The 17,838-nt window shown below is 66.9% G+C and carries 24 protein-coding genes; 11 read left to right on the top strand and 13 right to left on the bottom strand.

Annotated elements, in window-relative coordinates; all coding sequences use genetic code 11:
- Positions 1-11: 11 nt before the first annotated feature.
- Complete coding sequence (locus tag ACP156_RS17215; protein ID WP_425052593.1) at positions 12-653, bottom strand: NrsF family protein; 642 nt, start codon at positions 651-653, stop codon at positions 12-14.
- A gap of 17 nt (positions 654-670) precedes the next feature.
- Positions 671-1,207: a sigma-70 family RNA polymerase sigma factor gene (locus tag ACP156_RS17210; protein WP_425052592.1), complete on the bottom strand. Its 537-nt coding sequence runs from the start codon at positions 1,205-1,207 to the stop codon at positions 671-673.
- A 157-nt stretch (positions 1,208-1,364) separates the two neighbouring features.
- On the opposite strand from ACP156_RS17210, the gene ACP156_RS17205 reads away from it, so the two are divergent.
- From ACP156_RS17205 to ACP156_RS17190, 4 genes are all read left to right on the top strand, one after another.
- On the top strand, positions 1,365-1,676 hold the full coding sequence (locus ACP156_RS17205; RefSeq protein WP_425052591.1) for a DUF2282 domain-containing protein: 312 nt from the start codon (positions 1,365-1,367) through the stop codon (positions 1,674-1,676).
- Positions 1,677-1,752: 76 nt separating this feature from the next.
- Complete coding sequence (locus ACP156_RS17200; protein WP_425052590.1) at positions 1,753-2,616, top strand: DUF692 domain-containing protein; 864 nt, start codon at positions 1,753-1,755, stop codon at positions 2,614-2,616.
- Positions 2,613-3,374 carry a DNA-binding domain-containing protein gene (locus tag ACP156_RS17195; RefSeq protein ID WP_425052589.1) on the top strand — a complete coding sequence of 254 codons (762 nt, stop codon included), beginning with the start codon at positions 2,613-2,615 and terminating at the stop codon, positions 3,372-3,374. The genes ACP156_RS17200 and ACP156_RS17195 overlap by 4 nt, the downstream gene beginning before the upstream one ends.
- The gene (locus ACP156_RS17190; protein WP_425052588.1) at positions 3,371-3,943 is read left to right on the top strand and encodes a DoxX family protein; all 573 of its coding nucleotides are present in this window, start codon (positions 3,371-3,373) and stop codon (positions 3,941-3,943) included. Before ACP156_RS17195 ends, ACP156_RS17190 begins: the two co-directional genes overlap by 4 nt.
- Here ACP156_RS17190 and ACP156_RS17185 read toward each other — a convergent pair.
- Positions 3,925-4,281 carry a hypothetical protein gene (locus tag ACP156_RS17185; RefSeq protein ID WP_425052587.1) on the bottom strand — a complete coding sequence of 119 codons (357 nt, stop codon included), beginning with the start codon at positions 4,279-4,281 and terminating at the stop codon, positions 3,925-3,927. The two genes, ACP156_RS17190 and ACP156_RS17185, sit on opposite strands and share 19 nt — an antisense overlap.
- Before the next feature lie 45 nt (positions 4,282-4,326).
- Complete coding sequence (locus ACP156_RS17180; protein ID WP_425052586.1) at positions 4,327-4,653, bottom strand: ArsC/Spx/MgsR family protein; 327 nt, start codon at positions 4,651-4,653, stop codon at positions 4,327-4,329.
- A gap of 212 nt (positions 4,654-4,865) precedes the next feature.
- Between ACP156_RS17180 and ACP156_RS17175 the strand changes: the two genes are divergently transcribed.
- Positions 4,866-5,072, top strand: a complete 207-nt coding sequence (locus tag ACP156_RS17175; RefSeq protein ID WP_275634911.1) for a cold-shock protein — start codon at positions 4,866-4,868, stop codon at positions 5,070-5,072.
- Between the two features lie 152 nt (positions 5,073-5,224).
- On the opposite strand, the gene ACP156_RS17170 is transcribed toward ACP156_RS17175, so the two are convergent.
- Positions 5,225-5,524 carry a hypothetical protein gene (locus tag ACP156_RS17170; protein ID WP_425052585.1) on the bottom strand — a complete coding sequence of 100 codons (300 nt, stop codon included), beginning with the start codon at positions 5,522-5,524 and terminating at the stop codon, positions 5,225-5,227.
- 200 nt (positions 5,525-5,724) lie between these two features.
- Here ACP156_RS17170 and ACP156_RS17165 point away from each other — a divergent pair, with 200 nt between their 5' ends.
- On the top strand, positions 5,725-6,177 hold the full coding sequence (locus ACP156_RS17165; protein ID WP_425052584.1) for a hypothetical protein: 453 nt from the start codon (positions 5,725-5,727) through the stop codon (positions 6,175-6,177).
- A gap of 172 nt (positions 6,178-6,349) precedes the next feature.
- Here ACP156_RS17165 and thyX read toward each other — a convergent pair whose 3' ends face one another.
- The gene (thyX, locus tag ACP156_RS17160) at positions 6,350-7,255 is read right to left on the bottom strand and encodes an FAD-dependent thymidylate synthase (protein WP_425052583.1); all 906 of its coding nucleotides are present in this window, start codon (positions 7,253-7,255) and stop codon (positions 6,350-6,352) included.
- A gap of 212 nt (positions 7,256-7,467) precedes the next feature.
- On the opposite strand from thyX, the gene ACP156_RS17155 reads away from it, so the two are divergent.
- Together ACP156_RS17155 and ACP156_RS17150 are read left to right on the top strand one after the other, a co-directional pair.
- Positions 7,468-8,415 (top strand): hypothetical protein, encoded by a 948-nt coding sequence (locus ACP156_RS17155; RefSeq protein WP_425052582.1) that lies wholly within the window; start codon positions 7,468-7,470, stop codon positions 8,413-8,415.
- A gap of 1 nt (position 8,416) precedes the next feature.
- Positions 8,417-9,808, top strand: a complete 1,392-nt coding sequence (locus tag ACP156_RS17150; RefSeq protein WP_425052581.1) for a CDC27 family protein — start codon at positions 8,417-8,419, stop codon at positions 9,806-9,808.
- 9 nt (positions 9,809-9,817) lie between these two features.
- Here the strand turns inward: ACP156_RS17150 and ACP156_RS17145 are convergent, their stop codons facing one another.
- From ACP156_RS17145 to ACP156_RS17115, 7 genes are all read right to left on the bottom strand, one after another.
- On the bottom strand, positions 9,818-10,831 hold the full coding sequence (locus ACP156_RS17145; protein ID WP_425052580.1) for a hypothetical protein: 1,014 nt from the start codon (positions 10,829-10,831) through the stop codon (positions 9,818-9,820).
- A gap of 69 nt (positions 10,832-10,900) precedes the next feature.
- Positions 10,901-11,617 (bottom strand): DUF1194 domain-containing protein, encoded by a 717-nt coding sequence (locus ACP156_RS17140; RefSeq protein WP_425052579.1) that lies wholly within the window; start codon positions 11,615-11,617, stop codon positions 10,901-10,903.
- Position 11,618: 1 nt separating this feature from the next.
- Positions 11,619-12,332 carry a DUF1194 domain-containing protein gene (locus ACP156_RS17135; protein WP_425052578.1) on the bottom strand — a complete coding sequence of 238 codons (714 nt, stop codon included), beginning with the start codon at positions 12,330-12,332 and terminating at the stop codon, positions 11,619-11,621.
- The gene (locus tag ACP156_RS17130) at positions 12,326-12,760 is read right to left on the bottom strand and encodes a VOC family protein (RefSeq protein ID WP_425052577.1); all 435 of its coding nucleotides are present in this window, start codon (positions 12,758-12,760) and stop codon (positions 12,326-12,328) included. The genes ACP156_RS17135 and ACP156_RS17130 overlap by 7 nt, the downstream gene beginning before the upstream one ends.
- Before the next feature lie 124 nt (positions 12,761-12,884).
- Positions 12,885-13,502 (bottom strand): class I SAM-dependent methyltransferase, encoded by a 618-nt coding sequence (locus ACP156_RS17125; protein WP_425052576.1) that lies wholly within the window; start codon positions 13,500-13,502, stop codon positions 12,885-12,887.
- A gap of 11 nt (positions 13,503-13,513) precedes the next feature.
- Entirely contained in the window at positions 13,514-14,272 is a 759-nt protein-coding gene (pssA, locus tag ACP156_RS17120) for a CDP-diacylglycerol--serine O-phosphatidyltransferase (RefSeq protein ID WP_425052575.1), read from the bottom strand.
- Positions 14,273-14,275: 3 nt separating this feature from the next.
- On the bottom strand, positions 14,276-14,968 hold the full coding sequence (locus ACP156_RS17115) for a phosphatidylserine decarboxylase (RefSeq protein ID WP_425052574.1): 693 nt from the start codon (positions 14,966-14,968) through the stop codon (positions 14,276-14,278).
- A 187-nt stretch (positions 14,969-15,155) separates the two neighbouring features.
- On the opposite strand from ACP156_RS17115, the gene ACP156_RS17110 reads away from it, so the two are divergent.
- The 3 genes from ACP156_RS17110 to ACP156_RS17100 are packed head-to-tail and all read left to right on the top strand — an operon-like array spanning position 15,156 to position 17,661.
- Positions 15,156-15,842, top strand: coding sequence for a haloacid dehalogenase type II (locus ACP156_RS17110; protein WP_425052573.1), 687 nt, complete (start codon positions 15,156-15,158; stop codon positions 15,840-15,842).
- Entirely contained in the window at positions 15,839-16,678 is an 840-nt protein-coding gene (locus tag ACP156_RS17105) for an alpha/beta fold hydrolase (protein WP_425052572.1), read from the top strand. The genes ACP156_RS17110 and ACP156_RS17105 overlap by 4 nt, the downstream gene beginning before the upstream one ends.
- Positions 16,675-17,661 (top strand): threonine ammonia-lyase, encoded by a 987-nt coding sequence (locus ACP156_RS17100; protein ID WP_425052571.1) that lies wholly within the window; start codon positions 16,675-16,677, stop codon positions 17,659-17,661. The genes ACP156_RS17105 and ACP156_RS17100 overlap by 4 nt, the downstream gene beginning before the upstream one ends.
- Positions 17,662-17,838: the final 177 nt, after the last annotated feature.

Below are 17,838 nucleotides of genomic sequence, written 5' to 3'. Positions count from 1 at the left end.
GACCCGCACCGCTACCACCGCAAGAACCGCCGCCCCACCACGGCGCCGATGCCCGTCGCGACGCCAATCGCGACGCTGTACCAGACCGCGTAGAACAGCGGTGAGTCCTCGGTGCAGAACAGCGAGTAGATCGCCGCCGCCATGCCCGCCGCCGCCAGACCCGCCAGCGCGCCGCTGCGTGCCGGATGGACCGGGGCGCCGCCCCGCATGGCGTGGATCAGCCCGGCGAGGATCGGCAGCGACAGAACGGTGATCGCGGGAATGCAGACCTGCGTGGAATGGCCAAGGAACGCCACCAGCCGTTGCCCCGCCTCGGTCGCGCCGAGCGCCCAGAAGAACAGCGCACCCACCGCCGCAGGCACCAGCCAGACGATGCGGCCCGGCACGCCAGACGGCACCGCAGGCCGCGCGGACCGCAAGGCCAGCGCCCCGGCAAACAGGGCCAGCAGCAGCGGCATCAGCGTCTTCGCCAGCACCACCGGATCCGACAGCGCCGCGCCGAGGTTCGCGCGGGGGCCAAGCACCGCAAGGAACAGCACGACCGTCACGGCAAGCCCGGCCACGGCACCCATCCCCGCGCGTCGCTCCAGCGAGGCGGCGGGGGGCGGTGCGGGCTCGGCGGCCAGCGTGGCTATGAGGTCTTCGGTCTTCATACTCTGCGTCTCTTCCGTCACTCCTTGGACCCGGCCATCTTCTTCAGCCGGGTCAGCGCGCGGTGATAGGCCACCCGGACCGCGCCTTCGCTCATCCCCATGCGTGCGCCGACTTCGCCGGCGCTCTCTCCTTCGACGCCCACCGCCCGCACAATCCCCGCCGAGCGTTCGTCGATGCCTTCCAGTAGCCGCCCGAGATCGCGCGCCGCGGTCGGATCGCCCGGCGCCTCGTCGGCCAGCCGCTCGGCCAGGTCGTCGATCGGAACCTGCACCGCGCCTTTCCTGCGGCGGAATGCGTCCGCCGTCTTGTAGCGCGCGATGGCATAGAGCCACGGCGCCACCGGGTCGCCCTCGCGCCATGTATGACGCTTGGCGTGAATCGCAAGCAGGACTTCCTGCACGATGTCCTCGTTCTCGAATTCGGACGAGGAACGGCCCCGGACGATGGTTCGGATAACCGGCGTGACGTCCTGCAGGAACGCGGCGTAGGCCACAGCCTCGCCCCGGTTCGCCCTGCCCAGAAGCGCACCCCAGCGGTCATTCCGATCCGTCATTGCTCCTCCATTCGCGCGTTACGGCGAAACGTTACAGTCACCGGCCCATTTCATGCAATTTCTTCACTCGTTCGTGAGCGGCGTAACATTCCCGGTCCTCTCTCCGAATGGCTTTGCATGGACGCCACAACGGCGCTCCGCATCTTGGAGGATAGACATGACCACGACCACCAACAAAGCCCTTCTCGCCACCGCCGTCGCCACCGCCCTTATGGGTGTCAGTGTTGCCGGCACCGCCAACGCCCAAGCGCAGGAAAAGTGCTACGGCGTTTCCATGGCGGGCGAGAACGACTGTGCGGCCGGCCCCGGCACCACCTGCGCCGGCACGTCCAAGGTGGACTACCAGGGCAACGCATGGACGCTCGTCGACTCCGGCACCTGCGCCGAGATCGAGCTTCCGGCGATGGCCGACGGTTCGCCGCGCATGGGCTCGCTGGAGCCGCTCGAGCGCGACATGCCCGCGTCCTGATCCGACGACAACACCGGGCGCGGCGGGACAGCCGCGCCCGGGCCACGTGACGATCTCCGGACAGAAAGGCAGACCGATGCTTGACGCGACCCCCTTCGACCGCCTCCCCCACGCCCCCGGCGTCGGCTACAAGCCGCAACACTATGCCGACATCCTGCGCGACCCTGCGCCGGTCGAATGGCTGGAGATCCACGCCGAGAATTACATGGGCGACGGCGGCCGCCCCATCGCGCAGCTGCGCCACCTGTCCGAACGCTTCCCGATCTCGGTGCACGGCGTCGGCCTGTCGATCGGCGGCGAGGGGCGTCTGGACGCCGACCATCTTGCCCGCCTGAAACACCTGATGGACTGGCTGAAGCCCGCAAGCTTTTCCGAGCACCTCGCATGGTCCACCCACGACAGTCACTTTCTGAACGACCTGCTGCCCCTGCCCTACACCGTGCAGACCCTGTCCCGCGTGGCCTCGCATATCGAGCAGGTGCAGGACACGCTGGGTCGCCGGATGCTGCTAGAAAACCCCTCGACCTATCTCGCCTTCGAGGAAAGCGACTGGTCCGAGGTAGATTTCCTTGCCGAGATCGCCCGCCGCACCGGCTGCGGGCTGCTGCTGGACGTGAACAACGTCTTCGTCTCGGCCACCAACCAGCAGACCGATCCGGTGTTCTATATCGACGCATTCCCCCATGCCGCCGTCGGCGAGATCCACCTTGGCGGCCATGACGAGGACGAGGACGAAACCGGCGCGCCGCTGCTGATCGACAGCCACGGGGCCGAGGTCGTCGATCCGGTCTGGGCGCTCTACACCCACACCATCGCCGTCGGCGGCGAGAAGCCCACGCTGATCGAATGGGACACCGACGTGCCCGAGTGGCCGGTGCTAGCCGCCGAGGCCGCCCGCGCGGCGCAGGTTCTCGAACCGCTCGCGGAGCCGGTGGCATGACCGTCACGCAGGACCAGTTCACCCGCGCGATGCTGGACCCCGGCGCGGCGATCCCTGCGGGGCTCGCCAACCCCGACGGGCGCCCGGCGACCCGCCGCTTCGACGTGTACCGCAACAACGTGGCCGTCAGCCTGACCGAAGCTCTGGAACAGGCCTTCCCGGTGATCCGCAAACTGGTGGGCGAGACGAATTTCCGCGTGCTGGCCGGGGTCTACCTGCGGCAGCATCCACCGGCCTCGCCGCTGATGATGCACTACGGGCAAGAGATGCCGGGCTTTCTGGCGCGCTTCGAGCCGGTCCAAAGCCTTGGTTATCTGCCCGATGTGGCGCGGCTGGAACTGGCCCTGCGCGCCTCGTACCACGCAACCGACAGCCAAGGCGTCGACCCTGTGCGCCTGCAAAGCCTGCCGCCGGACGCGCTGATGGCCTCGGTCCTGCATCTTGCGCCTTCGTTGCGGCTGGTCCGGTCCGACTGGCCGATCCACGGAATCTGGCGGTTCAACATGGACCCCGGCGCACCCCGCCCCGAGCCCCGCGCCGAGGACGTGCTGATCCTGCGCCCCGAGTTCGACCCGACCCCAAGCCTGTTGTCCACCGGCGGCGGTGTCTTCGTCGCAAGATTGCAGGCGGGCGATACCCTCTCCGGCGCCCACGATGCCGCGCTGGACGCCGCGCCGGGCTTCGACCTTGCGCCCCTTCTGGGGCACCTCATCGCCGCCGGCGCGATCACCGGACTGACCGAAGGAGACCTTCCATGAACAGGATCATCGCTCTGCACAACGCCGCCTTCGCCCGCATCGAGGCAGCGGCCCCGGTCATCCTTCCGACGCTCGCGCGGTTCACCTTCGCGGCGGTGCTGCTGGGGTACTACTGGAACTCGGCGATGACCAAGCTGGGCGACGGCCTGTTCGGCTTCGTCAATCTCAGCTCCGGCGCCTATGTCCAGATGTTCCCGAAACAGATGGAAGCGGTGGGCTATGACCCGTCGATGCTGGGCTTCGGCTACAAGCTGGTGGCGCTTGCGGGGACGTGGGCCGAGTTCGTCCTGCCGCTGCTGCTGGTCATCGGCCTGTTCACGCGGCTTGCGTCGCTGGGCATGATCGGCTTCGTGGCGGTGCAGTCGCTGACCGACATCTACGGCCACAACGCCGATGCCGAGACGGTGGGCCACTGGTTCGACAGCGTGTCCGACGCGCACATCCTCGACCAGCGCGCGTTCTGGGTCTTTATCCTGATCTACCTTGTGTTCCGTGGCGCGGGGCCGGTCTCTGTCGACCGGCTGGTGCTGGACCGTCCCGCGCCAGCGCCTCAGGCGGTGTCGGGCTGACGCGCGGCCAGCGCAAGCACCGCGCCCAGTCCGCACATCCCGATCGGGAACATCGTCGCCGGGTTGAAGCCGAAGGCATAGTACATGCCCCCCGCCGACAGCGCCATCAGCACCGCGGCGGCGGCGGCCTGCGACCGGGCCATTGCCCCGCCCGCGATGGCAAGGATCGGCGCAAGGAAGCCCGCCGCGCGGATAAGCTCCGCGTTTTCGACCTGCAGCGCGACCTCGTCGACGCCCCCCAGCCATTCCACGACCCACAGGTACCCGGTGCTGAACAGCCCCACGATCATTCCGACGATCCCGCCGATGACACCCAGCATAAGCGCCGCGTTGCGCATGTGTTTTCTCCTTCGTGCGATCAGCAGATAGGAACGTTGTCGGCGTTATCCAAGAAGTGCGTCCTGCACGTCCTTGCCCCAGCCCAAGTACAGCCGCCCCTCGTGCCCGATCACCGGCCGTTTCATCAGTGTGGGATGATTCGCCAACAATTCCACCGGGTTGCCTGCCTGTTCAGCGTCGCTGAGTCCGCGCCACGTGGTCGAACGGCGGTTCACCACCGGCTCTCCGAAGGTCTCGACGAAGCGTTCAAGCTCTGCTTTGGGCACGCCGTCAGACCTTACGTCAATGACGTTCAGGTCATAACCATGCGACCGCAAAGCCTTTTCCGCTTTCCGGCAGGTGTCGCATGTCTTAAGGCCATAGAAATCCATCTGTTCTTCCACTATCGCTCGTAAACATGTCCGTCTCGCGACACCAATAATTCACTTGCTTCTGTACGTGAATGGGCGATGCTTGTTGCCGTGACGACAGACTTTCTTCGAAGACCGCTCCTGTCCGGAGCAGCCTCTGAGACTTGGAAGACCCTGGCTGCATCACACCCACCGCAATCCCGTGGGTGGGAAACTAGACAAGGAGAAACGGAATGCCGACCGGCACCGTGAAATGGTTCAACACCACCAAGGGCTACGGTTTCATCGCGCCCGACGAGGGCGGCAAGGACGTCTTCGTGCATATCTCTGCGGTCGAGCGTGCGGGCATGACCGGCCTCGCCGACAACCAGAAGATCGAGTACGAACTGCGTGAAGGCCGTGACGGCCGTGCGTCGGCTTCGGAACTCAAGGCCATCTGAACGGATCGGCCCGACACCCGTGAAGGGCGGCCCCGCCGGGCCGCTTTATCGGGTCTGCCCGTGGCACGCCCCCGCCGCGGTCCGGTGACACGATACGTCGTCGCCGCGACTGGCCCCTTTTCCCCGAAGCCCTACGCCTGGCGCGCGCGCCGTCAGCTTTCGGTCTTCTCGGGTGTGTACCAGTCCTGCCCCATCGCCACGATGCACGACCGCCCCGAGGCGTAGGTCATCAACAGTGTCCATTCGCCCGACTTCGGCGCTTCCCAGATCTCCATGATCTGATCCGGGGCCCGCATTCCGGTCCCCCGCCGCTCTGCCAGGTATTCCCGCGACAGGCGGGTATACATCTGGTCGGTCGGTGCGCAGATGATGTCCGGCAACGGGTTCGCGGCAACGGGCGCCGCCTGTAGCGAAACAGCAAGGATGGCCGGGACGGCCACTCGGATGCTCATGGGTAGTCTCCCGGAGTCGTTGGCTCTGAGAGAAAGTGTAACGGCTTTATGACAACCTGTATATACGTTTGTTATACAAAATTGTCTCTATCCCGGTAACGGTTGCGCCGCCTGCCCGGTCCTGCGGCACCCTTGCGGTTTGACTCATCCGGGACAGGGGCGGAGACTATAGTTAACGAAGTTATCGGAGTGAGCGGGCCATGCGGATCGCGGGGATCATCCTTCTGGTGCTGGCGACCGGCTGCACCACCACCGTCTACACCCGCAGCGGCACCTACCCGGCCGAGAAGCAGGCCGACCTGCTGGCCTGCGAGGCGCAGGCGCTGAAGCTTTTCCCCGTCAGCATGCAGCCCCGCACCACCATCGGCATCGGCGGCACCATCGGGCCGCGTGTCTGTCACGGCTGGCTGTGCACCGGCACCGGGATCGGGGTGTACCAGACCGCGCCGGTCTCGACCTACGACGCCAACGCCACGCGCCGCACGCAGGCGGTCGAGAACTGCATGGCGACCAGCAACTACCGCCGCGCGTCGCTGGCGCGCTGCACCCCCGAACAGATCGCCGCCGGCGTCACCTACCCGAAAGGCGCCCCGGACGCGGACGCCTGCGCGGTGCTGGTGGACGGCGGCGGATGGGTGGCGGTCAATCCGTAGGGGTGGTGGGTTGGAAACCCACCCCACGGTGCACGGCAAAGCGTTGGAGTTGGAAGGTGGGTTGGAAACCCACCCTACGGTGAACGGCAAAACGTTGGGGGTTGGACGGTGGGTTGGAAACCCACCCTACGGTCCTTGGCAAAGCGTTGGGGTTGGAAACCCACCCGACGTGTCAGGCCAGTGCGGCTTGAAACTCCCGCCACTCGCCCTTGGACATGCCCGAAGTCTCCTGCGTTACCTCTTCGCCGCCTAGCATCCGCTTCAGGCAGTCCACCGCCTTGGACGACAGGGTGACGCCGCCCATCCGGTAATCCTCGAACGCGGCATAGGCGAAGGGCACCCAGTCCTTGACCATCTCGCAAATCGCCTCGGCATACACGCGGATCTCGTACTGGGCGTGGGAATCCGCGCGCAGACGCAGGAAGTGGAACAGGTTGTGCAGGTCGACCTTCCAATACCACTGGGTGTAGATGTTCGCCGGCAGGTTCATCCGCGCAAGTTCGCGCGCCAGACCCTGCTGGCCGTCCTGCGACAGCATCTCTTCGTAGTGGTCATAGGACCGGCCCGCGTCCGCCTTCAGGATCTCCAGCACACGCTCGGCCTCGGCGCCGGTCAGCACCTCGCCGCGGCCCTGATTGTTGACCGTCGACTGCGCCGCCAGCGCGTCGGGCTGCGGGATGTAGAACTCGCGGTCGAGGATCGAATAGCGCGCCGAGTATTCGTTCACGTTCGCGGTGCGGTGGCGGATCCACTGGCGGGCGACGAAGACCGGCAGTTTCACATGCAGTTTGATCTCGCACATCTCGAACGGGGTCGAGTGCCAGTGCCGCATCAGGTAGCGGATCAGCCCCTCGTCGTTCGACACATGCTTGGTGCCGGCGCCATAGGACACGCGGGCCGCCTGCACGATGGCGCTGTCGTCGCCCATGTAGTCGATCACGCGGACAAAGCCGTGGTCCAGCACCTCGTGCGCCTTGTAGAGATGCGCCTCCATGCCCTCGGATACCGCCCGCAGCGTGGGGCGCGGGGTGGCGCGCTGTGCGTCGATCTCGGCTTGCTGTTCAGGCGTCAGAGGCATGTCGGGGGCTCCTGTGGGTCGGTCGCACGCTATACTACATCTATGTCGCCCGATTGGAATATCCGCGAGATGCTGCAAAGTCGAGACGCCACTCGGCCGATAGGCGCGGTTTTCCTGCATCACTCATCCGTACCGCGAATCGCGCTTCGTTGACTTGAAGACAAGGCTTCGGCACCTTCCGTCGGAAAGAGGCAACAAGAACGAGCAGACCAATGCGTAAATCCGTGGCGGCGCTGGCCGTCCTGTGCCTGTTGGCCGCCTGCGACGGCAACCCCCTTCTGGTGGAAGAAGAAGACGTCATCGACGACGGCACCGACGAGGAAGACGGTGTCGAAACGAACGGCGCCGGTATTCCGACCGTCTTGTCGAACAACCTCGAAAGCGTCGTCTACGACCCGGCCGCCCGCCGGCTGTTCGTGACCATCAGCGGTCTCGACGGCACGCCCGAAGCGGTCGAATACGACTATAACTCTGCCGCGACCGCCGGCCTTCCCGCCGGTCATTTCGCGTTCACCCAGCAGGAAGACGCGCTGGATCGCTTCTTTACCGGCATCGTGAAGGAAAGCAGCGACGAAAGCGCGCGCGCCGTGATCGTGTCCGACGGCGGCCAGTTCAACCGCTTCTTCTGGGGCGGCCACTACGAGCGCGACGGCGACTTCGATCCGCCCAGTTCCGGCGACGGTCCCGGCGAGGGTCAGGTCAGCTATGCCGGCGACTACGTCGGTCTCGACAACTATTCCGGCCCGGTCCCGCCGCAGAACACCGACCCGACCCTGCAACCGCAAGCGCCGGGCCGCGTCGTGGGCAGCGCCTTCGTCAACGTCAACTTCGAAGACATGCAGATCAACGGCTCGGTCTTCAATCGTCAGACGATCGACAACCCCACCCTGCCCGAGCTGCGCGACATCGTGATGATCGTCACCGAGATTTCCGAGGACGGCACCTTCCTCGGCGAGTTGGAGTTCGACAACGGCGACGACGCCACCGGCAATTACGGCGGCATCTTCGGCGGCAACAACGCAAGTTCCGTCGCGGGTCTGTTGGGCTTCATCCCCGATCCCGACGATCCCAACAGTTGGGAGACCGGTATGTTCGTCCTGACCCAGTGCGGTCTGGCGGGCGACGATGCCGCGCTCTGCGTCGAAGCGGCCCCGAACTGATATGCCGCGCCGTCTTCTGACGGCCCTTCTCGCCGCGGCCGCCCTCGCGGGGGCCCAGCCCCACGGGGCCGCGGCGGAAGAGACCTTTGCCCTGTCCCTCGACGACGCACGCGCCGCCGCAGTCGCCGCTGCCGTGTCCGGCGACGCCGCGACCGCCGCCGTTCTGGCGGGCGAACTGCTGCGCCACGATCCCGAGGACAGCCAGGCCCTGTTCGCCCTGTCGACCGCCTACCTCGCCACCCGGCGCTGGGACGCGGCTTACGAGACCAGCCGCAAGGCGTTCCGTTTCGCCGAGGACGACACCGACCGCTATCACGCGGCGCGCGTCGCCTCGATCGCCGCGCTTGCGGGCGAGCGGCGCATCCAGTCGCAGTTCTGGCTGCGCCGCGCCGGGGACAACGCGCCAACCGAGGCCGAGCGCAACAAGATCCAGCGCCAGTTCGCCTACCTGCGGCACGAAACCCCCTTCCGCTTTCAGCTCGACGCCTCGGTCAGCCCGTCCAGCAACATCAACAGCGGCTCGGACAGCGCGTACAACATCATCCAAGGCGTTCCGCTGGTCGGCATCCTGTCGCCCGACGCGATGGCGCTGTCGGGCTACATCGCCCAGACCAACCTGCGCCTCAGCTACCGCCTGCGCCGCTCTGAAACCTCCGAGACCGCGCTGACCGGCGGCTATTACGTCAAACGCGCCTGGCTGGACGAAGACGGCAAGGACACCGCACCCGATTTCGATGCGGGGCGCCTGGGCGTGACCTCGGCCACTTTCGGCGTCACCCATGTCATGAAGGTGGGCAAGGTGCCGGGCTCTGCGTTGCGGTTCGATGCGGGGCTGCGCGACTATTGGCAGGGCGGCGACCGGATCTATACCGCGCTCACCGGCGGCGTGTACTACACCCGCCCGCTGACCGAGCGGCTGCGCTTCTCGGGCCAACTCAGCGCCGAGAAACGCAACTATGCCGACGGCTATGGCGACGAGGGCCTGCTGGGCGGGTTCAACGCCGCGCTGAGCTACCGTTTCGACAACGGCTCGGTCGTCAGCGTCGCGGCGGGCTACAACGAAAGCGATGTGCCGGGCGACATCTTCGACAGCACCGGCTGGACCGGCAAGGTCAGCTACTCGCTGGGCAAACCCGTGTTGGGCGTCGACCTGACCGCCGGCATCGGCGTCAGCTTCACCGAATACGCCGACTATACCATGCTGATCTTCCCCGTGCCCGGCGGGCGGCAGGACGAGACGGTGTTCTTCGACCTCGAAGGCGTATTCACGCAGGTGGAATACGCCGGCTTTTCGCCCAGCGTCCGGCTGCGCCGCACGATCACCGACTCGAACGTGTCGCGCTACGAGATGTCTGAATGGTCGGTCGCGGTGGGCATCCGGTCGAACTTCTGACCCCCTGCCCTATTCGCCGCAGATGCCCTGCAGGCTCACCCATTCGGAATCCCGCAGCACCGGCTCGGCGTATAGCTGGCTGACCGGGTCCGCCTCGATCAGGCCCAGCACCGTCTCGCCGGTGGGATCGAGCGCATAGGCATAGGGCGTGGCGGGAACGTCCGCCGCCTCGAACCGGGTCAGAAGCGGCAGGTCCGGCACCGGCGCGGGCTCGGCCGCCAGCAGCGACCGGGCATAGCCCGACAGAACCGACTGCGATACATCGCCGGTGGTCAGCAGGCGAAACGCGGTGACGGCGCCCGAATTCTCCAGCAGCAGTTCCACCGGATCGCGTCGCGCGGCGCGCTCGACCTCGGCCAGCACATAGCCTGCGGTAACGGTCGGGTCGTCCTGATCCTCGACAAGGCTGCGGTTCAGCAGGACGATCCCGCCCGGCAGATGCGCCGCGTCCTCGACCGCGTCGGGCAGCACGACAATCCGCCCGCCGGGCGGCATCAGGCGCGTCTGCAATCGCTCCAGCGACTTCTGGCCCAGTTCGTTGCCGCAGGGCTGCCCCGCGATCTGACGGATTTCGGCCAGCAGCCGCTGCCCAAGATCGGCGCGTTTGGCGGCGGGCACCACGCTTGCCGCGTGATGCACCATCGCGCCCGGCAGCCAGAAGATACCGCCCAGCAGAACGGCGGCCAATGCGCCGCCCAGAAGATAGTACCGCAACCGGCCCCGGTGCGGTCCGCGCCGCTGGATCGCGTCGCGGATCCGCTCGATCGCGTCGACCATCTCGGGCGCGGTGATCTCCAGTTCCTCGGGGCTGTCGGGGCCGGGACGGTACAGCGCGGGCTCGCAGCCTTGGTTGGTGCGCTCGATCGCCGCCAGCGACCAGTGCCCCACGGGACGCCCCGCCCCGTCATAGATCACAAGCGTCGCATCCCCCAGCGACAGGATCACATCGCGCCGCTGATCCTCGGGCCCGGCCCGCCAGACCGCTGGAGCCTCCAGCCGCTCGTATTGCGTCAGCGCTGTCATTCCCGCCCGCTCGTTACCCAAACACCCCTGTTGGCCGAGGACCATAGCGCAGGCTTGCGCTGCTGCCAATCAGCGTGCGGGGGCTATCGCGCCAAGGTCCGAAACGATGACGAATTGAAGCTCTTTCAGCAGCTTGCGCGCCATCGCCGCCTCGAAGTCCTCGAAGCCCAGCGCCACCTCGATAAAGGCGTCGGGGCCGCGGATCACCTCGGCCGCGTAGTAGGCTTGCAACTCTCCCACAAGCGGCGATCTCTGGTCGCCCGCGCTGCGCGGGTCCGAACCGATGACCAGCCCGTTGACGGTCACGTCCCCCAGCCCGCCGCGCACATCGCGCGGGCGCGGGCCTGCGTTCGACTTGCCGTCGCCCGACAGGTCCAGCACCCGCCGCCAGCAGGAGGGCTGCGCCGCCAGCGCCTTCGCCCCTGTCACCATCGCCTCGCCCAGCGCGGTCGACTGAGGCATCGGAGCGCGGCCCGTGGCGCGTAACTTCGCAGCGACACCGGCAAGGTCCTTCGCCGTGGCGATCTCTCGCCAGTCCAGCACCTGCCGTTTCGGCCCGCTTCCGGACCACTCGAACACGTACAGCCGCACCGGCGCCTCGGGCAGCGCAAGGAACGCGGCCTGCACCTCGGGCATCGTCAGCGCGTTGGCCAGCCCGTCCAGTTGCAGACGATACTCGGTATCGTCGACAGAGCCCGAGACATCGAGACCCAGCGCCAGCGCCTGCCGGCAGGCGGCGTCGGCGGGCGTCGCCAGCAGCGCCGCGAGAAGGGCAAGGAGGCGCATCTCAGCCGTCCCCCGTCGCAGCATCGCGCGGCAGCGACCCGACGGCCCGAACCTCTAGCTCGCGCAGCAATTTCTTCCGCATCGCCCGCTCGAAATCGTCGAAATCCAGCGCCTCTTCCACGAAGGCGCCGGGACCCTTGATCACGTTCTCGCGGTAATAGTCGGACAGCCCGTCCTTCTCGCCCCCGATGGTCAGGCCGTTCACCGTGACCTCGGCCAGCGGAAAGTTCTCGTAGGCCAGATCGGGCCCGAAACCCTCGTTGTTGCGGCCATCGCCCGAGACGTCGAGCGTGCTGTAAAGACAGTCCGGCCCGCTTTCGAACAGCCCGGCGGCATAGCCCAGCGAATAGCCGATGGCGGTGGGATAGTCGGCATAACTGCGGATGGACCGTGCGATGCGGCCAGCAACCTCGACCACGTCGTCGCGGGTGTCCAGCATCGTCCAGTCGACAAGCAGGTCCTGCTGATAGCGGCCGGACCATTCGTAGACCGCCAGTGCCACGGGCTGTTCCGGCAGGGCAAGGATCGCCTCGACGATCTCGGGCGAGGTCAGCGCCGCGGCAAGGCCCTCGCGTTGCAACCGGTCCTCGGCATTGTCGACGGAGGAAGAGATATCAAGCGCCAGCACCAGTGCCAGCCGGCAGTCGGCGCGGGCGTCCGGGGCGGCGGCAAGCGCCGCCCCGCAGGTCAGGGCAAGGGCGAAGCGCCTTACCAATGGCCCGTGTTTTCCATGCTGGCCCACGGCTCTTGCGGCGGCAGCGCGTCACCCGCCTGCAAAAGCTCGATCGAGACGTTATCGGGCGAGCGCACGAACGCCATGTGCCCGTCGCGAGGCGGCCGGTTGATCACCACGCCCGCGTCCTGAAGCTTGGCGCACATGTCGTAGATGTCGTCGACGGTATACGCGAGGTGGCCGAAATGGCGGCTGTCCGAGGGCAGCCCGTCGTCGCCGTCCCAGTTATAGGTCATCTCGACATCGGCGGTGCCGTCGGCCTGATCCGGCGGGCACATGAAGACCAGCGAAAAGCGGCCCTTCTCGTTGTCCACCCGGCGGCGCTCGACCAGACCCAGCAGTTCGTAGAACGCCTTGGATTTCTCCAGGTCCTTCACGCGAACCATGGTGTGCAGATACTTGATACCCATTTTCCCTCCGGAACTTTCAGTGCGGTTTTGGCCGGACCCTAGCACGATTGCGCGCCGGGGCCAGTGGCGAGGCGGTGACGGCTGCGTGTGGCGCGCCTAGGGGAACCGGGTGAAACGGCGGGCCTTAGACCTTGCGCAGAAGCAGGTAGGTCATCATTCCCATCGGCGGCAGTTGCTTTTGTTCGACCAACTGCAACTCGGGCGGGTCGGTGACCACGTCCATCTCGAAATCCGAATGCCACCCCAGCACGTTCGCCATCGGCGCGGCCATCTTCTCGACCCGCGCAAGGAACCCCTTGTCGCGGGCGAAGTGGTTCACCACCACCACGTGCCCGCCGGGCCGCAGCACGCGCACCGCCTCCGCCATCACCTTCTCGGGCTCGGGCACGACCGAGATCACATGCATCAGGGCCACCGCGTCGAAACTCGCGTCCGGGAAATCCAGTTCGCGGGCATCCATCTGCCGCAGGTCCTTCACCGCGGTCAGGTTCATCTCGGACACCTTGGTCCGCGCCTTCGCCAGCATCTCGTGCGAGAAGTCGATCCCGGTCACGTGCCGGTCCGGCGCGTAGTTCGGCAGCGCCAGCCCAGTGCCCACGCCAATCTCCAGCACCTCCGTCCCGGCCATCTCGTTGATGTGCCCCACAGCGGTCCGGCGCCCCACCTGCGTCACCGCACCGAAGGTGCGATCGTAGACGGGCGCCCACCGGGCGTAGGAATTCTTGACGACGTCGATTTCCAAAGTGGTCTTCCCTAAAGGTCTTTTTGCCCGCCGCCCGGTTTCACCCGAAGCGCGACAAGTATGGTTGCCAGATAGGCGATCATAACCAGAAGCAATGTCGCCCATGTGAAATTGAAAAGCAGGGCGGCGGCAAGCACGGCGCCCAGCAGAACGTACCGCGCATTCCGACGCGGGATCTTCACGTTCTTGAACGAGAACGTGTGGATGCGGCTGATCATCAGCAACCCGATCGCCAGCACATAGATCGTCGACAGCCATGCCGGAATCTCGGGGAGGCCCGGAAAGGCAAAGGCCGCGACCATCGGCATCATCACCAGCAGCGCACCCGCGGGCGACGGCACGCCCTCGAAGTAATCCGACGACCCGTTGCCGTTTTTCTGGCCCACGTTGAACCGCGCCAGCCGAAGCAGGCAGCACAGCGTGAAGCAAAGCGAGGCCATCCAGCCGATGCCGCCCACGTCGTTCAGCGTCCACAAGTAAAGGATCAGCGCCGGCGCGACGCCGAAGTTCAGGAAATCCGCCAGCGAGTCCAGTTCCGCGCCCAAAGGCGACTGACTGCGCAGCAGCCGCGCCAGCCGTCCGTCCAGCCCGTCGAGTATGGTCGCGATCAGCACCATCCGCACCGACCACTGGAACTCGCCCAGCAGCGCGAAGCGCACGCCGGTCAGCCCGGCGCAGGCCGCGGTCAGGGTCAGCAGGTTCGGCAGCAGCTTGACCAGCGGCAGGTCGCGGTCACGTTTCGGGTCAGTCTCGAGATCGTCGTGTTTCATGGCTCAGTCCGTCCGCGCGGGACGGGTGTCCTCGTCCGAGGCCAGGTCGGCGATCACCGTCTCGCCCGCGATCATCGTCTGGCCCAGCGCCACCAGCGGCACCGAGCCTTCCGGCAGGTACACGTCCAGCCGCGAGCCGAAGCGGATCAGTCCGAACCGTTCCCCCGCCGCCAGCCGTTTCTCGGGCGCGGTGAAGCAAACGATCCGCCGCGCCACCAGTCCCGCGATCTGCACCACCGCCAGCGTCCGGCCGTCCGCCATCTCGATGGCCAGCCCGTTGCGCTCGTTGTCGGTGCTCGCCTTGTCCAGAGAGGCGTTGAAGAACTTGCCGGGCCGATATGCCACCGCCGTCACCCGGCCCGCCACCGGCGCGCGGTTCACATGGCAGTTGAACACCGACATGAACACGCTGACCCGCGTCAGCGGCACGTCCGGCATCCCCAGTTCGGCGGGCGGCACGGCAGGCTCGATCAGCGAGACGACCCCGTCCGCCGGCGACACCACCAGCCCCTCGCGTACCGGCGTCACCCGCACCGGGTCGCGGAAGAAGTAATAACACCACACCGTCGCGCCGACGCCCAGCCATCCCAAGGGCTGCCAGATCAGGAACAGGACGACCGTGATCGCCGCGAAAATGGCGACGAACCGGCGCCCCTCGGGGTGCATCGGCTTGATGAAAGTGTCGCGCATGCGCATCGAAGTGTCGCCTTTCGTCCTTGGTTGTGAACGGTGGTACGTGCCGCAGCCGTCAGGGGCAAGGGAACATCAGCGTCACCCGATCAACGCGCGGAAGAGTGACCCGTTCCCTGCGACCGGCACGGGGCGCGCCGCTCTTCCCCTTGCCCCCGCCATCTGACAGTCTGCCGCCAGAGGGAGGCCGCCGATGTCCATCACCACCTGCGTTTTCGACGCCTATGGCACGCTGTTCGACGTCGCCGCCGCCGCGCGCGAGGCGGCAGATCAGCCGGGGAACGAGGCGCTGAAGCCCGTCTGGGCCACGCTCGCCCGTGACTGGCGGCTCAAACAGCTGCAATACAGCTGGCTTCGCGCCGTGGCCGACGATCACACGGACTTCTGGCAGGTCACCGGCGACGCGCTGGACTGGGCGATGGAGGCCTCGGGCCTCGACGACGCAGACCTGCGCGACCGCCTGATGGACCTGTACTTCCGCCTCTCCGCCTATCCCGAGGTGCCCGCGATGCTGGCGCAACTCAAGGCGGACGGCATGGCGACGGCGATCCTGTCGAACGGCGAACCGAAAATGCTGGCGGGCGCGGTCGACAGCGCCGGGGTCGGCGATCGCCTTGACGCGGTTCTGTCGGTCGAGGACGTGGGCGTCTACAAACCCCACCGCAAGGTCTACGACATGGTCGACGACCGGTTCGGCTGCGCGCCCTCCGACGTGCTGTTCGTCTCGTCGAATGGCTGGGACGCGGCGCACGCAAAGGGCTATGGCTTCGTCACGGCGTGGGTGAACCGCGCGGGCGAACCCGTGGACCGGCTCAGCTGGCGCCCCGATCACATCCTCGCCGACCTGAGCGGCATACCGAAACTGGCGAAAGAGGCATGATGCAGTATTTCGACGCGCCCGACGGCACCCATCTGGCCTACAAGGACGAGGGCGAGGGCCTGCCGGTGCTGTGCCTCTCGGGACTGACCCGCAACGGCACCGACTTCGACTATGTCGCCCCGCATCTAGGCGACGTGCGGCTGATCCGGCTGGACTACCGCGGCCGCGGCGGCTCGGACTGGGCCGACCCGTCCACCTATACGATCCAGGTCGAAGGCGGCGATGCGCTGGCGCTGCTGAACCACCTTGGCATCGACAAGGCCGCGATCCTCGGCACTTCGCGCGGCGGGCTGATCGCGATGCTGCTGGCCTATGTCGCCAAGGACCGCATGCTGGGCGCCTGCCTCAACGACATCGGCCCGGTGGTCGACCCCAAGGGGCTGGACGTGATCCAGGGCTACGTGGGCAAGCAGCCCGGCATCAAGACCTACGAACAGGCCGCAATGACCCGCGCGCGGTTGATGGTCGGGTTCGAGAACGTCCCGGAAGAGCGCTGGATGGAAGAGGTACACCGCCATTTCGTGCAGACCGACGACGGGCTTCGGATCAACTATGACCCCGACCTCGCCCGCATCTTCGATGCCGCCGACCCGGACGCGAACCCGGCGCCCGCCGATTTCTGGCCGGTGTTCGATGCGCTGGACGGCCTGCCGATCGCCGCGATCCGGGGCGCGAACTCGGACCTTCTCAGCCCCGAGACCTTCGCCGAGATGCAGCGCCGCCGCCCCGACATGATCGCCGCCGAAGTCCCCGACCGCGCCCATATCCCCTTCCTCGACGAGCCCGAAGCCGTCGCCGCCATCCGCAAATGGATAGACCTGTGCCAGACACGATGACCCCCTCGCCCGTTTCCATCGACGACATCCGCGCCGCAAACGAACGGCTGGCCCCCGTGGTGCGGCGCACACCGCTGCTGTCCTCGCCCTTCCTCGACGAGATCGCAGGCCGCCGCGTGCTGGTGAAGCCCGAGTGTCTGCAGCACACCGGCTCGTTCAAATTCCGCGGTGCGTGGTCCGCGATCTCGGCGCTGGATCCCGAGGTGCGTGCGAAGGGCATCATCGCCTTCTCGTCCGGCAATCACGCGCAGGGCGTCGCCCACGCCGCCACCCGCCACGGCGTGCCCTCGGTGATCGTGATGCCCGAGGATGCCCCTGCCCTGAAGATCGCCAACACCCGCGCTTTGGGGGCCGAGGTGGTGCTGTACGACCGCGAGAACGAGGACCGCGACGAGATCGGCGCGCGTCTTGCCTCTGAACGCGGGCTGACCCTGATCAAGCCCTTCGACGAACCGCTGGTGGTCGCGGGACAAGGCACCTGCGGGCTGGAGATTGCCGCGCAGGCCGCCGAAGCCGGTGTGGAAACCGCGGACGTGCTGGTCTGCTGCGGCGGCGGTGGCCTGACCTCGGGCATTGCGCTGGCGCTGGAGGCCGACGCCCCCGGCCTGCGCGTGCGCCCGGTCGAACCCGTAGGCTTCGACGACGTGACCCGCTCGCTGGAGTCCGGCAGGATCGAGCGCAACCCCCGCATGTCCGGCTCGATCTGCGACGCCATCGTCACCCCCGCCCCCGGCGTGCTTCCCTTCCCCATCATGCAGCGCCTGTGCGGCCCCGGCGTCGTGGTGCCCGACGAGCTGTGCCTGCGCGCCATGGCGGCGGCCTTCACCCGGCTGAAGATCGTGCTGGAACCCGGCGGCGCCATCGCCCTCGCCGCCGCGCTCTACATGCCGGAGACGGTCGAGGGCGACACGGTGATCGCCGTCGCCTCTGGCGGCAACGTCGACGTTCCGATGTTCACAAAGGCCCTCGAAACCACCCCGTAGGATGGGTTTCCAACCCATCCCGCACCCTTGGACAATCGCGGAACGGCAGCCAATCCGTCGCCCCGGAAACCACGCCCCCCGCGACACGCGGCCTGACAGATGGGTTAAAAACCCATCCCACACCCTCGGATAATCCCGGAACGGCAGCCAACCCGTCCCCGTAGGATGGGTTTCCAA

This window comes from Psychromarinibacter sp. S121 (assembly GCF_049801035.1).
In the GTDB taxonomy this organism is placed as follows: Bacteria; Pseudomonadota; Alphaproteobacteria; order Rhodobacterales; family Rhodobacteraceae; genus Psychromarinibacter.
This window is presented reverse-complemented; position numbering and strand designations above follow the sequence as displayed.

Bases quoted from the DNA above. Each gene is read 5' to 3' on its own strand.
- ACP156_RS17155 (WP_425052582.1), top strand. From the start codon at position 7,468: ATGCGTAAATCCGTGGCGGCGCTGGCCGTCCTGTGCCTGTTGGCCGCC.
- ACP156_RS17105 (WP_425052572.1), top strand. From the start codon at position 15,839: ATGATGCAGTATTTCGACGCGCCCGACGGCACCCATCTGGCCTACAAG.
- ACP156_RS17195 (WP_425052589.1), top strand. From the start codon at position 2,613: ATGACCGTCACGCAGGACCAGTTCACCCGCGCGATGCTGGACCCCGGC.
- ACP156_RS17145 (WP_425052580.1), bottom strand. From the start codon at position 10,831: ATGACAGCGCTGACGCAATACGAGCGGCTGGAGGCTCCAGCGGTCTGG.
- ACP156_RS17190 (WP_425052588.1), top strand. From the start codon at position 3,371: ATGAACAGGATCATCGCTCTGCACAACGCCGCCTTCGCCCGCATCGAG.
- ACP156_RS17175 (WP_275634911.1), top strand. From the start codon at position 4,866: ATGCCGACCGGCACCGTGAAATGGTTCAACACCACCAAGGGCTACGGT.
- ACP156_RS17200 (WP_425052590.1), top strand. From the start codon at position 1,753: ATGCTTGACGCGACCCCCTTCGACCGCCTCCCCCACGCCCCCGGCGTC.
- ACP156_RS17215 (WP_425052593.1), bottom strand. From the start codon at position 653: ATGAAGACCGAAGACCTCATAGCCACGCTGGCCGCCGAGCCCGCACCG.
- ACP156_RS17170 (WP_425052585.1), bottom strand. From the start codon at position 5,524: ATGAGCATCCGAGTGGCCGTCCCGGCCATCCTTGCTGTTTCGCTACAG.
- ACP156_RS17140 (WP_425052579.1), bottom strand. From the start codon at position 11,617: ATGCGCCTCCTTGCCCTTCTCGCGGCGCTGCTGGCGACGCCCGCCGAC.
- ACP156_RS17100 (WP_425052571.1), top strand. From the start codon at position 16,675: ATGACCCCCTCGCCCGTTTCCATCGACGACATCCGCGCCGCAAACGAA.
- ACP156_RS17130 (WP_425052577.1), bottom strand. From the start codon at position 12,760: ATGGGTATCAAGTATCTGCACACCATGGTTCGCGTGAAGGACCTGGAG.
- ACP156_RS17180 (WP_425052586.1), bottom strand. From the start codon at position 4,653: ATGGATTTCTATGGCCTTAAGACATGCGACACCTGCCGGAAAGCGGAA.
- ACP156_RS17205 (WP_425052591.1), top strand. From the start codon at position 1,365: ATGACCACGACCACCAACAAAGCCCTTCTCGCCACCGCCGTCGCCACC.
- ACP156_RS17150 (WP_425052581.1), top strand. From the start codon at position 8,417: ATGCCGCGCCGTCTTCTGACGGCCCTTCTCGCCGCGGCCGCCCTCGCG.
- ACP156_RS17210 (WP_425052592.1), bottom strand. From the start codon at position 1,207: ATGACGGATCGGAATGACCGCTGGGGTGCGCTTCTGGGCAGGGCGAAC.
- ACP156_RS17165 (WP_425052584.1), top strand. From the start codon at position 5,725: ATGCGGATCGCGGGGATCATCCTTCTGGTGCTGGCGACCGGCTGCACC.
- pssA (WP_425052575.1), bottom strand. From the start codon at position 14,272: ATGAAACACGACGATCTCGAGACTGACCCGAAACGTGACCGCGACCTG.
- ACP156_RS17110 (WP_425052573.1), top strand. From the start codon at position 15,156: ATGTCCATCACCACCTGCGTTTTCGACGCCTATGGCACGCTGTTCGAC.
- thyX (WP_425052583.1), bottom strand. From the start codon at position 7,255: ATGCCTCTGACGCCTGAACAGCAAGCCGAGATCGACGCACAGCGCGCC.
- ACP156_RS17185 (WP_425052587.1), bottom strand. From the start codon at position 4,281: ATGCGCAACGCGGCGCTTATGCTGGGTGTCATCGGCGGGATCGTCGGA.
- ACP156_RS17115 (WP_425052574.1), bottom strand. From the start codon at position 14,968: ATGCGCATGCGCGACACTTTCATCAAGCCGATGCACCCCGAGGGGCGC.